At 60.2% G+C, this 12,691-nt stretch carries 9 protein-coding genes, 1 tRNA gene and 2 CRISPR repeat arrays; of the genes, 4 read left to right on the top strand and 6 right to left on the bottom strand.

Going from position 1 to position 12,691, the window contains the following annotated elements; translation table 11 throughout:
• Positions 1–78 precede the first annotated feature (78 nt).
• The 4 genes from QZ177_RS08205 (at position 79) to QZ177_RS08190 (ending at position 3,104) form a co-directional block, all read left to right on the top strand.
• On the top strand, positions 79–594 hold the full coding sequence (locus tag QZ177_RS08205; protein ID WP_294176716.1) for an isochorismatase family cysteine hydrolase: 516 nt from the start codon (positions 79–81) through the stop codon (positions 592–594).
• 115 nt (positions 595–709) lie between these two features.
• Positions 710–786 (top strand) — tRNA-Val (locus tag QZ177_RS08200).
• 176 nt (positions 787–962) lie between these two features.
• The gene (locus QZ177_RS08195) at positions 963–2,795 is read left to right on the top strand and encodes a M48 family metalloprotease (protein ID WP_294176715.1); all 1,833 of its coding nucleotides are present in this window, start codon (positions 963–965) and stop codon (positions 2,793–2,795) included.
• A 90-nt stretch (positions 2,796–2,885) separates the two neighbouring features.
• Positions 2,886–3,104, top strand: coding sequence for a hypothetical protein (locus QZ177_RS08190; RefSeq protein ID WP_009645760.1), 219 nt, complete (start codon positions 2,886–2,888; stop codon positions 3,102–3,104).
• A 404-nt stretch (positions 3,105–3,508) separates the two neighbouring features.
• Positions 3,509–3,908: a CRISPR direct-repeat array (repeat unit 36 nt; unit sequence GTTTCAATACCGCAAGCGGTATGGATTGCATGCAAT).
• Positions 3,909–4,241: 333 nt separating this feature from the next.
• Here the strand turns inward: QZ177_RS08190 and QZ177_RS08185 are convergent.
• Genes QZ177_RS08185 through QZ177_RS08160 form a run of 6 tightly spaced genes read right to left on the bottom strand, consistent with a single transcriptional unit; the run spans position 4,242 to position 12,070 of the window.
• Positions 4,242–6,272 (bottom strand): TIGR03986 family CRISPR-associated RAMP protein, encoded by a 2,031-nt coding sequence (locus tag QZ177_RS08185; RefSeq protein WP_294176714.1) that lies wholly within the window; start codon positions 6,270–6,272, stop codon positions 4,242–4,244.
• A 2-nt stretch (positions 6,273–6,274) separates the two neighbouring features.
• Positions 6,275–6,838, bottom strand: a complete 564-nt coding sequence (gene csx19 / locus QZ177_RS08180; protein WP_265070526.1) for a CRISPR-associated protein Csx19 — start codon at positions 6,836–6,838, stop codon at positions 6,275–6,277.
• Positions 6,835–8,202 carry an RAMP superfamily CRISPR-associated protein gene (locus tag QZ177_RS08175; protein ID WP_294176712.1) on the bottom strand — a complete coding sequence of 456 codons (1,368 nt, stop codon included), beginning with the start codon at positions 8,200–8,202 and terminating at the stop codon, positions 6,835–6,837. The genes csx19 and QZ177_RS08175 overlap by 4 nt, the downstream gene beginning before the upstream one ends.
• Positions 8,202–9,779: a hypothetical protein gene (locus QZ177_RS08170; protein WP_294176752.1), complete on the bottom strand. Its 1,578-nt coding sequence runs from the start codon at positions 9,777–9,779 to the stop codon at positions 8,202–8,204. The genes QZ177_RS08175 and QZ177_RS08170 overlap by 1 nt, the downstream gene beginning before the upstream one ends.
• Before the next feature lie 9 nt (positions 9,780–9,788).
• Positions 9,789–10,442, bottom strand: coding sequence for an RAMP superfamily CRISPR-associated protein (locus QZ177_RS08165; RefSeq protein WP_294176710.1), 654 nt, complete (start codon positions 10,440–10,442; stop codon positions 9,789–9,791).
• Positions 10,442–12,070 carry a hypothetical protein gene (locus tag QZ177_RS08160; protein WP_294176707.1) on the bottom strand — a complete coding sequence of 543 codons (1,629 nt, stop codon included), beginning with the start codon at positions 12,068–12,070 and terminating at the stop codon, positions 10,442–10,444. The genes QZ177_RS08165 and QZ177_RS08160 overlap by 1 nt, the downstream gene beginning before the upstream one ends.
• 351 nt (positions 12,071–12,421) lie before the next feature.
• Positions 12,422–12,672: a CRISPR direct-repeat array (repeat unit 36 nt; unit sequence GTTTCAATACCGCAAGCGGTATGGATTGCATGCAAT).
• Positions 12,673–12,691 lie beyond the last annotated feature (19 nt).

The raw sequence follows: 12,691 nt of genomic DNA, 5'->3' as shown, positions 1-12,691 counted from the left end.
AAGGGTGCGTTTTGTGGTTATGATAAAGATGAGATAGCGCATAAAGATGCTCCATCAACCGAAGGAGGCAAAACCATCATGAAAAAAGCGATTGTCGTCGTCGATATGCAGAAGGATTTTATCGACGGAGCATTGGGGACGAAGGAAGCGCAGGCGATGCTGCCGCGCATGGAGGCGAAGCTGGCGGCAGCACGTGCGGCGGGGACGGCGCTCGTCTTTACAATGGACACGCACGGCGAGGACTATCTGGCGACGCAGGAGGGAAAGCGGCTTCCCGTGCCGCATTGCATTCGCGGCACGAAAGGCTGGGAGATCGCCGCATCCCTGCAGCCGTTCGTCCAGGAGGCGGCTGCCGTCATCGAGAAGCCCACTTTCGGCTCGACAGAACTGCCCGCCGTGCTCGCAGACTATGACGAGATCGAGCTTGTCGGCCTTTGCACCGATATATGCGTCATTTCCAACGCCCTCCTGCTCAAGGCCTTTTATCCCGAAAAGCACATATCAGTCGATGCGTCCTGCTGTGCGGGCGTGACGGTTGAGAGCCACGAGGACGCACTGCGTGCGATGAAGATGTGCCAAGTCGACGTGAAGTGAGGGGGACTTGTCTGCAATCTTCCCATGAAATAATTTCCCTAAAAAAACGCTTGCATTTTCCTTCGGCTTTCTGTATAATACATTTTGTTCGCAGGCACACGCCTGCACAACATACGCTCGGTTAGCTCAGTTGGTTAGAGTATCACATTGACATTGTGGGGGTCACTGGTTCGAATCCAGTACCGAGCACCATTCGCTTATCAAGCAGTCATCTTCGGGTGGCTGCTCCTTTGTTATATAGGAAAGTTAAGGAATCCCTGATAAATACAGCGCCGATCCGGCAGATCTCAGATGGTCTGTGACAGCGAAAAATCGTCGCTTCGTCAAGAAAATGTTGAATGAAGCAACTTTCTGAGGAGGAATCAACCATGAAGATCGGGAAAAAGCTCTGCGCCGCCATCCTCACCAGCCTCGTGACCATCGCACCGCTTGCGCCGCACTTTCCCCTTGCGGCGAGGGCCGAGGCGGCGGCGCTCAACCCCGTGATGATCGGCATGTCCGCCATCGGCGGCTTCCTCGCCTACCAGGGCACGCTCAAGGAGATGCTTGCCATCGGCAACAACGTCGACTATCAGATCAGCGGACTCAAGCAGGACATGGAGAAAAACGGCGAGGACAAGGACGCGCTTGACCGCGAGGTCGTCGACCGCGTGCTTGGCCAGATCACAGAGCACGGCGAATACGCGCTCTCTATCAACTCCCTGCCCTTCCTGTGGCGCGTGACCGCGGGCGACGCCTTCAACGCCGCCTGCTATCCGACCGACTACATCACGGTGAACCGCGGCCTCGTGCGTGCGCTGCACCACGACGAGGACGAGCTCGCCGCTGTCCTCGGCCACGAGATGACGCACGGCCTTCGCCAGCACAGCGCGAAGAACTACGCCAAGGCCGTCGCCGAATCGTATGCGGGAATCGCCATCGGCTCGGCGGCGGACAACCTCGACTGGCAGAAGCTCAATGCCGTCGTCGGCTACGCCATCGCCAAGGACGTGACACTGCCGAGCGAGCTTGAAGCGGACGAGGGAGGCTTCCACCTCATGACGACGGCGGGCTTCAACCCCGGCGGCGGCGCGGCCGCCATGGCACGCATGGCCTACTACCTGACATACGAGACGCAGGACATCAGCGAGTACCAAGATCCCTTCGAGAATCCCAATGCACCGAACTACAACGACCACCCCGCCATGCACGAGCGCGTCGAGCGCCTCGCCGCCATGATGACGAATTACGGCATGGGGCATGTGACCGTCGAAAACGGCACGGATGTCCTCATCGACGGTGAAAAGCTCCTCTCGGCCGACTGGGATGCCGACTACAACAACACGACGGAGAACGCCTACCTCATCGCAGGCGGCATTGCCAAGGCGTTCCACGACCACGCTTCCTTCGACGGCTGGCACTTTTCCGCCGCGCCCGGCGCACGCATCTCCTACCTCGACGACAGCCGCGTCTACGAAAAGCTCAAGAAATTCGTCATGCGCAATCATGCGGAAGAGCGCCTCGAAGAACTCGTGCGCAATGCCTATGCGAGCAGCAAGGACAAGGAAATGCGGGAAAAGGTCGCCGCCGAGGAAAAGAAGCGCACGGACGCGTGGCAGAAGATTCGCGAGAATGCGCTCAACGCCAAGGGCGACTACGTCAAGCAGCTGCGCTACAACGCCGACCGCTACAGCGACAACGGCATGGCGAAGGAAGCGCTCTTCCTCATGGAGCGCGCCTTCGCCGCGAAAAATCCCGACAACATCGCGGAGAACTACGCGATCCGCGGCAGGGCCAAGGCCGTCGCCGGCGACTACGAAGCCGCGCTCGCCGACTCCAATCATGCCGTAGAGCTTGACGCGACGAACATCTACAACTTCCTCAACCGCGCCGACGTCTATCGCATGATGGGCGAGCGCGAAAAAGCCCTCGCTGACCTCGAAAAATCGCAGGAGATCGACGCAAAGAATCCCTACATCTACAAGATGCGCGGCGAAATCTACAACGAGATGGGCGAGAAGGAAGCGGCACTCGCTGCCTATAAGGAATATTGGAAGCAAGCGCCGAATGCAAACGACATTCCTGACGAATACATGCAGGAAGTCGATGCCGCAGCCTACGACAAGATCGTCAAGGAGCGCGAAAAGAAGGAACAGGAGAAAAAAGAGAAGGAAGCAGCAAAAAAAGACGCTTCTGAGAATAAAATGGGCGAAAAGCCTTAATTTTCTCCTTGAAAGTTTCGATAAAGAAGAAAAGAAGCGTGCAAGCGCTGTATTCATCTATTCTTCTCTATCGGAAAGGAGATGTAGAAAATGGGCATATTGGCCGCAGTTCTCGTTATCTTACTTGCCATCCTCTTCCTCGACGACATGGAATTGACGGCGGTATCGCTCATCATCGCCATTCCTCTCGCTGTGACGTACCAACTGACAGACTCTGCCGTTTTGTCCGCCTTCACGACCTTCGGCATCCTCATGCTCTTGGGACTGCTCTACCGCTACCGCACCGCAGCCCTGCAAATGCGCAAATAGATCGACCTTGTTCTCGAAGCCCTGTCGAATGCACCGCATCCGGCAGGGCTTTCCTTTGGCAGGAGCAGTTCTTGAAACAGCGCATTTCCAAAGATTAGAAGATTCTTTTTCCCGATTTTCGATTTATTTCGTGCAATTCTGTCGATAATGTGGTATACTATGTTTGCGGCAAGTAGACAATCAAGATCTACACGCCTATTCTGCCGTGTTTCACCAAACACGGGGGAGGTAGGCCAGCCACTGATTCTCTCCCCGTGTTTATTTGATTTACGGGGACGGAAACATCGTCAACGAAATACAGAAAGCCGCGCAGGCGTCATCCGACACTTGCGCGGCTTTTTTGTATATATTGCATAGAAAAGCTGGCACAGCAAAAGGAGAGAGTCGCAAGACTCTCTCCTTTTGTTTCAATACCGCAAGCGGTATGGATTGCATGCAATGTGTGGCATTCGCTACGCTGAAATACGGCGCGACAACGTTTCAATACCGCAAGCGGTATGGATTGCATGCAATGCAACTTCGATGCTGCTGAGTGCGACTTGTTCGAGTTTCAATACCGCAAGCGGTATGGATTGCATGCAATCACGACGAGGGCTGGGGATCGTACCCATCCGAAGCCGAGTTTCAATACCGCAAGCGGTATGGACTGCATGCAATTTATGCGGAATTCCATGGGATTGACGTATCGTTCTCGAAGTTTCAATACCGCAAGCGGTATGGATTGCATGCAATTGCGTGCATCCTGATTCAGGCAAGTCAGAACGACTTGTTTCAATACCGCAAGCGGTATGGATTGCATGCAATACCGTCCCTCACAGCCCTTGGGACAGCTGAACCCAGAAGCGGGTTTTCTAAACGGATCGCTCTTTTTGGCAAATCGCCGCAACCTCGCGGGATTTTTTTGTCGCCAAAATCGGCTGAAAACGTCCGCAAACCCTGTGATACCAAGGAAACTTTTGTCCACGGGAAAAATCTAAAACTCATGGCATTTTTCCGAGAATTTCTTCCTTCACTGTAACAGAGTATAGCATAGAAATATGTCCGTTGTCAACCGTGTACAACTGCATACATGACCATGCTCTTTGCGTACGAAAGGGCTGCCGCACACGATTCAATGTGCGGCAGCCCTTTTCTTGGTCAGCGTGCGAAGTCGAGCGCGCTCTTCAAGATCACGCGATCTTTGAAGCGCGTGTCGCTCCTGTCGCCGATGCGCATCATGGCGGTCTTTTCCTGCCACTTGGGAAGGCTCGTCTTGTTCCAGTCGAGCAGACAGCGAAGCTCCTTCATGCTCTTTTCGAAGGCTTCTTTCCCTTCGCCCAGATGCTCTTCGCGCCACCGGCGGAAGGCGGAGAGGCATTCTTCGCCTGTACTCTCTTCTAGGCTTTCGCGCCATGCGCCGTCCGTGAAGAGTCCCGCGAACTGTTCTTCCGTGTCTTCGAGCAGGAGACGCGCCTTGAGGCGCACCGAGCCGAGGCCGAGGGATTTTCCCTGCCCAATCTTGAAGCAGATGTCCTCGCCGTCCGCGCCGAGAGAGAAGACTTCGAGCAGAGCGCCGAGTTCTTCGGGGCGCAGGTTCTTAAAGCGGATAGAGCCGGAAAAATGTGCGCCGGCGGCGATCGGACGGATTTCCTGCGTGCCCTTGACGACCTTGTCACGCTCGGGGTCGAGCCGCCATGAGTCGGCGCTCGCCTTCTGATGCCAGTAGAGCTTGTAGCCGCGGATCGGCGCATCACTGTCCCAGTGCTGCGGCTCTTTTCCTGTCTGCTTCAGATAGAGCTGGAAGGATGTGGGGTTCGGCGTCATCAGCGGATGGGAGCGCGACGGCGCGAGCTGATTGGCCGTGCCTTGGAGCACGGCGTCTTCGAAGATGACGCGCCCCGCCCAAAGCGCCTTGCAGCCGAAGATGGCGTCGGCGAAGTCGATCGTATCCTTTTGAAGCGCCGCAGGCACATGGTCGGCGATGGATTTCTCGTAGGGGATGCGGTAGTAGCGCCCGTGACCGAAATGCTGCACGACGCCGTCTTCCGCCATGTAGAAGCATGGGGCGCAGAAGCTGATTTCGGCATCGTGCGTGAAGCCTGCCGCTTCCCTGCGCTTGAGTCCGTTGGCGAGGAGGTCGAAGCGTCCGCGGCTCTTGTCCTCGCGGTAGCCTTTGAGGACGCTTTCGGGCACAGGCAGGCGGCGCTCCTTGCTCCAATCTGCCTTGCTTATGCGGAAGTAGATGTACTTCTTCTGCGGCGAGCGTCCCGTGATGACGTCGGCGCTCTGCTCCTTGTGATGCCAGCGAATCTCGGCGCGGTTCTGCTCTTCGCCGCGCGGAATCTTCAGGCTCTCCTTGTCGGCGGGGCAAACGTAGTATTTACCCTGCACGGCGATGAGGAATCCCGCATTCGCCTTGGAAACGGATTTTGCGACCTCGATGGTCTTGCCGTCATCGGTCGTTTTCGAGACGGTGATGTTTTCCACCATGCGCTCCTTGTAGTAGTCGCGGAAGCTGGCGAGGCTGTCGGCGAGCGCGCGCGAGTACAGGTGGCGCTCGGTGAATTCCGCGCCCGGGCGCATCGCGCCGCCCGATACCATGCGCACCATGTGCTTGATGAAGCCGCGCAGCGTGCTGCCCGGCACGATCGGCTCGCCCGTCGGCGAGAAGAATTCGTTCGTATCGCCGCTGCTGCCGCTGCCGATGAAGAGCGGAGTCAGTGTCTCAAGGGAAAGCTCGATGCGTCCGCTCTTCGCGCCGTCGGCGCATACATAGTCGCGGTAGCGCGTGAGTCGTTTATCCTCATCCATCTTGTGCCAGTCGAGTCCTTGGTCGAGCGGCGCGGGCACGATGGCCTCGGGCAGCGACACGAAGTTGTAGGGTGCGCTCGCAGGCTCCGTCGTCTTGGGGCGCGGCGATGCGCCGCCGCCCTGTCCGCGATAACCGCCTTGCCCGCGATAGCCGCCGCCCTGCCCGCCGTAGCCGCGCCCGCCACGGCTGCTGCCTTGGTTTCCGCGTCCGCCGCCATAGCCGCCACGCCTTTCGCCGCCGCGCCTTTCGCCGCCGCGTCTCGGGCGGCGGCTTTCCGCCTTCTCATAGGCGGCGCCCCAGTCCTTCTTTTCCTCTTTTTCCTCTGGGACATCCCTGCCGAATCCTTTGGCAAGTTTTTCTCTCCAATCGTCTGCCATCGTTATCCCTCCTCCAGCGGAACGACCGTCTTGTAGCGCATATCCTCGTAGCCCGCCTGCTGCGTCTCGGGATCGTAGCCGATGTAGCAGCGCGTGACGAGAGCGAAGCGCTCCCCCTCTTTCTCAGTGGGAACGGTCAGAGAGAGGCCGCGCCCCGCATCGGCGAGCGTCACATAGCCGTCCGCGCACGCCGTGCGCTCGCCCCAGAGCGGCGCGGCGCTGTCGACGACTTCCGTGCCGTCGCCGTCCTTGTCAAAGATGTAGCGGCCGCGGAACTTGCCGCGCTTTTTCACAAGATGCAGTTCCTCCGTCTCGTTGAAGGCGCGCATCTCCCCGATGAGCGAGGTGTCGAGTGCGCTGTCGTCGGCGAGATGGATCGCTCCCGCCTGCCAACGCCCCCAGACAATGCGATGAAATTGCCAGACGATGAGAAGCGCGTCCTCCTTCATGTGCGTTCTGAGCGCTTCTTCGAGCGCCTGCTCGGAAAGGTCGACGCAAAGCCCCGCCGTCTTTTCGGAGGAGAGGCCGACGATCTTGAGCGGAGCGCTGAAATCCGTGTTCTTCATGCTTCTTTCGCCTCCTCTTCCATGTCGCGCAGAGCTTTGGCGAAGGCTTCGAGCTTTTCTGCAGCTGCTTTTTCCACCGCGCCCGCCGCGCCGATTTCAAGGACTTCATCATCGAACGAGACGGTCGCTGCTACGCCTTCCAAGAGTCCGCGCCCGACGGAGCTTTCGCCGCCGAGGGGGATCGCGCCCTGCCAGAGGTCGCGCAGCAGGTAGAGGGCGAGTCCCGCCTCCCACGGCGCATAGTTCTCGATTTCGTAGTGGAGACGGAGCGTCGCCTCGCCCGGCTTCTCCTGCCAGACAGGTTCATCGGTGAAGAGGACGCTGTCGACCGTGCCGCCCGTGAAGCAGTCGAGGCGGTTTCGCGCGTGCGTTTGAGGCTTGACGCCCTTTCGGAAGTAGGCCTCGTCGACGAGGAAGCGGCTCTTCTGCCGCCGCGCGTCCGTGCTGCAGCCCATGAGGCCGTTGAGCGCGGCGGCGGGCTTCTTGAGAATCGTCAGGATTTCCAGGGCGCGGTGGCGAAGAGCGCCCTTGATGCTCGTGCCCGGAATGAGGAAATCCGCGCCGCTCTTCTTCTGCTGCGACTTGACCTTGCGTTCGGCCGCTTTTTCATCGACGTCGTTCTCGCGCACGATGAGCGAGCGGCGGATGGCAAAGGCGGCGTCGACGGAGAAGACGCCCGCACGCTTTTTGCCCGCCGCTTTGCTGCCGTGGGCGATGCATTTGGCGTCCTTGCGGAAGAGCCAGCGGCGCACGTCGTCGAAGTCGCTGAAATCGTAGGTGGAAATGCGGACGTCCGCCGCCGAGGCCTTGCCGAATCCCTTGGCGGTCAATGCACCGAGGCGCACGCCTGCGGCAAGGCGGTCGGCGAGCGTCTGCACCGCTTCTTCCAGCCCCTTTCCCGCATGGGCGCGGCGCACGGTGACAGTCATGCGCAGCCGCCCCTTCGCGCCGCGCTCGACGGCTTCGTAGTTGTACTTGCGCCCTGCAAGACTCGTGCGTGCGAAGTCCGCGATTCCCACACCGTCGCGCACGGCGATGGCGGCATCTTCGAGGAGCACGTCCTCGACGTCGATGGCGCTCTGTGCGCCGCCTGCCTTCTCGCCGCGCTCTGCCGAGCCGAAGAGGAGCGCCGCATCCTCATCTGCGAGCAGCGTGCGCAGCACGCCCGCGAGCGATGTGCCGGGAATGAAGGGGCGTTCCTTTTTATCTTTCAAAACCTGCGTGTCGGTTTCCTGCCGGGCCTCGCGCGCCGTCAGCCCCGTGCCGATGAGCAGCGGGGAGTCGAGCGAGAGCGTGCCTTCGAGGAGGATCTTCTTCGTGATGCACGCCATCTGGCCGTTTGCCAAAACGCTTGCTTCTGCCATCAGTCAGCCACCTCCTTTCGCTGCTGCACGGCTCTCTTTCGCGCGTGGCGGAAGAACCAGAGCCAGTAATCGTAGAAGATTTCCCCATCGTCCTTCAGCGCGGGACGCGAAAAGCCTGCATCTTCGGCAAGCTCTTGCGGCACTTCCGCCGAAAGGTCAAGCGAAGCGTAGGGAGAAAGTTCAGGACGCTCGCCTCGGAGGATGTCGCGCAGCTCCGCCGCGCCGAGCTTCACGCCTTCGAGATGGCGGGCGAGCGGCGTGCGCTTCGCGCCGACCTCAGCGGCGAACTTCGCGCGAAAACGCGCCGGCGCGCCTTCGAGGTCTTCGCGCGGCCCGAGCATCGCTTCAAGACGCGCGAAAGCGTGGGTCATGCCCGCGAGCTTTCCCGTGAGGGCAGCGGCGTCCTTGTACGCCGCGAGGCGCACGCTTTGAGCGATGCGCCGGCGCAGGACGGCGCGGACGATGGCGCGCGCGCGTTCGCTCTTGACGGGGCGGCGCTCGGGTCTTTCCTGCGTCGCTTCAAAGAGCGTCGGCGCGTCGACCGTCCACAGGGCGAGCCTGCCGAAGCCCTCCTCCGTGCGAGAGCCTGCGCCCTCGGCGAGGAGAGCGGCGAGAGCCGCCGCGTCGCGGCTCGTCCACGGCGAAGCCTTCTTCAACTCGAAGATGGAGCCTGCGTCCAGCCCGAACTGCGTGGGACGGCGCATGTTCCAGACGCCGACGAAGTTCGACGCCGAGGCGGAAGCCGCGAAGATGCGCCCGAGGGAGAAGTCGTCGGATTCGGCGCTTTCTTTGAGCGGTGCGAGAATTTCCTCGTCGAGCACCTCGCGTGCGTTCCTCGAAAATGCGGCGTCCGAGAGGAGCGTCGTCGCGAGGCGCAGGCGCAGAGTGCTCGAAAGGAGCGATTGGTCAAGGGGTTCGAGCGGTGCGGGCGCATCGAGCGCGATGCGGCACAGTCCGTACTGCGTGGAGCGCGACTTGCCGATCCGGCTGAGAAAAGCGCCGTCCTCGCAGTCTATGCTCGTCAAAAGCTCTTGAATGTCCGCCGCTTCGCCGACGATTTCACCGCAGAACGCCTGCCCCGGAAGCAGCGACTCGTAGCTGTAGATGCCGCCCTCCGTGCTCTTTCCCGCGAGACGTTCGCCGTCCTCGTCGCGGCTCATGTGGAGCGAGATGTTCTTCGCCGTCTCCACGCGCTCGATTGCCGCGCCGCGCACGATGCCGCAGCCCTTGAGCGGCTTGTAGCCCTTGAGCGCCGTGCCGTCCGATGCTGAGAGGTCGGCGAGGGCGGAGGAAAGCTTGTCCTTTTGCAGCGAGAGCGGCAGGCGCATGGCGCTTTCGCCGCCTTTCGACGGATAGGCGGCGGAGAATTTCAGCGCCCCCGTGAAAAGGCGGCGGAAGGCCTCGGACTCGTGGGCGGCTCTGCCGAGGTTCTGCGCCTCGATGAAGCGCGCGGCGATCATGCCGCGCACGATCGCGCCGCTGATGGCGTCGCCCGATTCCGTCAGGATCGCGCCCTGGCTGCCCGCCGTGAGGACGAGCGGGGAAAGCGCCTCGATCGTCAAGGGGATTTTCCGCATCTCTTTCAATCAGCCCACATCCTTTCCGAGCGCTGCCAAGAGAAGTTCCTCGCCGCCCGAAAGCGTGCAGCGAATCTTGCCGAAGCCGCGGTTGCGCTTGAGTCCCGCCGTGCGCAGGTTGGCGCAGGCGAGCGCGAGCGCTTCAGCGTGGCGCGCCTCGCCGCCCGTCAGCGTGATCTCGCCGCAGAAGACGAGATCGTCGGCGAGCGCGGCCTGCATGTTGTGCAGCGAATTGTCGCGAGCCGTGCCGCTCTCCTTGTCGATCTCCGTCTGGAAGCGCACGGTAGTGTACTCTTCGAGGACGTCGAGCGGCGAGAGCGCCGCCTCGTAACGTGCCATCAGATAGGCGAGATCCGCGCTCAGTTCTTCGTAGCCCTCGGGATGAAGATCGTGCAGCGAGAGGCGCACGAGAGAGTCTTGACCTTCGCCGTGGCGGAAAAGCTCCGCGACCGTCCGGCGCGTGAGGAAGCTGCGCCCCGAAAGCTCCGCCATCTCCGCGACCTCGATGGCGCTCTCATAGAGAAGACCACGAAGCCGCTTGGCCGGGAAGAGCGGGATGCCGTACCTGTCATGCACGATGGTGGAGTCGAGCGTCACGTCCGCCTTGCCCGAGGTCAGGGCAAGCGGCGAGAGCGCTTCGATGCGCAGGGTGTAGCGAGCCATCATGACGCCTCCTTTCCATCATGCGCGCTCTTCGGCGGCAAAAATTCCGACAGCTCGATCGCCTCGACAAACGGCGTTCGCATACGGCCGCCGTGCTCCTGCCAAAGATGCGCGGCGTAGGCCTCCCAACCCGCAGGCTGCGGCAGAGCGTAGCCGTCGTGGCGAATCTGCTCGAGGTATTTTCCCGCCTCATGCTCTCCGTGCTGCAGGACGGTGCGCAGATCCTTGAGCTTGCTGCTCGGCAGGCTCTTCGAGAGGCCTTCGGCGAGCTCGCGCAGTCGGGCGAAAGCGTAGTGAGATTCGCCGTCGATGCGGTACGGGCCGAAGTGCAGGCTGCCGAGCGCCGCGCGGTACTCTTGGCGACGGATCTCAGCGAGCGTCGGCGCCTGCTCGCCGTGCAGACGCAGGAAGTCGAGCCAGCAGCTCGCCTCCTCGCGCAGGCCTTCGCGTTCGTTCGCAAGCTTTCTCATGCGCCCTTTCGCCGAGTCGCAAAGCTGCTCGGCGATCTCGTAGCCGCGGAAGAAGGGATAGGCGGTCGGCAGGATCGCGACGCCCGCGCATGTATCGACGCCCTTTTCCAGCAGCGACTTCATGATGAACGCCGTGCAGTCGAAGGCGACCTTCGCCGCGCAGACGAAGGTCATGTCGTCGCCGCCGAGGATCAGCGGGCGCACGGGCAGATAGCGGCGCTTTTCTTCGTCCTTCCTCTGCGCGAGGAAGGGGAATCTGTCCTCTTTCATGGAGAGGACAAGCTCGGCAAAGGCGCGGGTCGTCGCCGTGCAGATCTCCTGCGACTTATTCTTGTAGTCGGAAAGCGTCGCGAGATCGGCGAACTTCTTGCCCATGTTGTTGCCGTCGATGTGAACGACGGCGATGTAATTTTCTGTCTCCTTCTGCCCGAGCTTGTCCAATTCGCTTGGAAACACTGCGTTTTCCATGAAGCGCGATTTCTCCTCGTCCGTGAGGACGCCCGTGAGCTTCTCCAAAAGAGCCTGCTCCGCTCTGGCCGCCCGCAGTGCGCCGCCCTCAGGACGCGGCGTCGCGACGCGCAGCTTCGCGGCCTCGCTCTCTGCAATATAGCGCTTGCGGCTCGCATCGTAGGAGGTCGCCGTCTCGTCCGTGCCGTCGGCGGCGAGCGTCAGACCCGTGTAGGGAATCGTCGTCCGAGGAAATGCGGTGTTCTGCTGCTCTTTGAGCTTCAAGACGAGCGCGGTGCGGTTCGCCGTCTTGGACAGCCAACTGCCGTCGGATGCGAGATCGACCGTACCGATGGCGGCTCCCGTCTGCAGCCCCGGGCAGCGCACGAGAAGTTCCTTCGAGAAGCGGCGCACGATCTCCGCCGCAGCCTCGCCTGCATCGGCTCGCAGTAGAATCATCGCGTTGCCGCCGCCGATATAGGCGACACGCGCCTTCTGCGGCATCGACGTCCAGTCGGGCGAGGCGACCTCGCGCCAAGTCGCATCGTCCAGCTCCGCCGCGCCGCAGACCTCGCGGATGACGGGAAGCAGCACATCGTCAAAGATGCGGTCGACGAGATAGGAAGCGCCAATCTGCGTCTTGAGACGGCTGCTGGAAAAGATGTACTTCTGAATCGAGCGTGTGTCGAAAAGCAGTGCTTTCAGCTCCATCAAAAAGCCTCCTTTGCGTAATTTATTCACTTTTAATATTCGTGCAATTGAGGAAGATTCCTGCCGGAATGAGAAGAAATATTTCTCTAGTGATAGAAAGCACGATGGAGATGAAGAGGCTAGAGCGGATGGACGACAGGAAGGAATACAGGAAGGCTTGGCCGCCTCCATCCGCAACGTGATGCACAGCATGAATTTTTCCGTTTGTCTTCTACCCGCATAGCGGGTGGTTTATTGTGTCGCATACTGTACATGCAACACTGGGTCACGACCCATAACAAAAGAAGCCCTGCGGCTCTGCCGCAGGGCTTCTTTTCATGCTCTTAGGGATTTTCTGCACAAACCTGTCCTTTTTCAACACCGCAAGCGGTATGGATTGCATGCAATTTTTCGCAGATGGTTGCGGGATGGTTCGGATTGACGAAGTTTCAATACCGCAAGCGGTATGGATTGCATGCAATTTCGTAATGATTTTTGTAGTTCTTCATAAAAATTGTTTCAATACCGCAAGCGGTATGGATTGCATGCAATGAGAACATCCCGTTCAACGGACAGCAGAACGTTGCGTTTCAATACCGCAAGCGGTATGGATTGCATGCAATACCGTCCCTCACAGCCCTT

This window comes from uncultured Selenomonas sp., assembly GCA_905372355.1.
GTDB lineage: Bacteria > Bacillota > Negativicutes > Selenomonadales > Selenomonadaceae > Selenomonas.
This window is presented reverse-complemented; position numbering and strand designations above follow the sequence as displayed.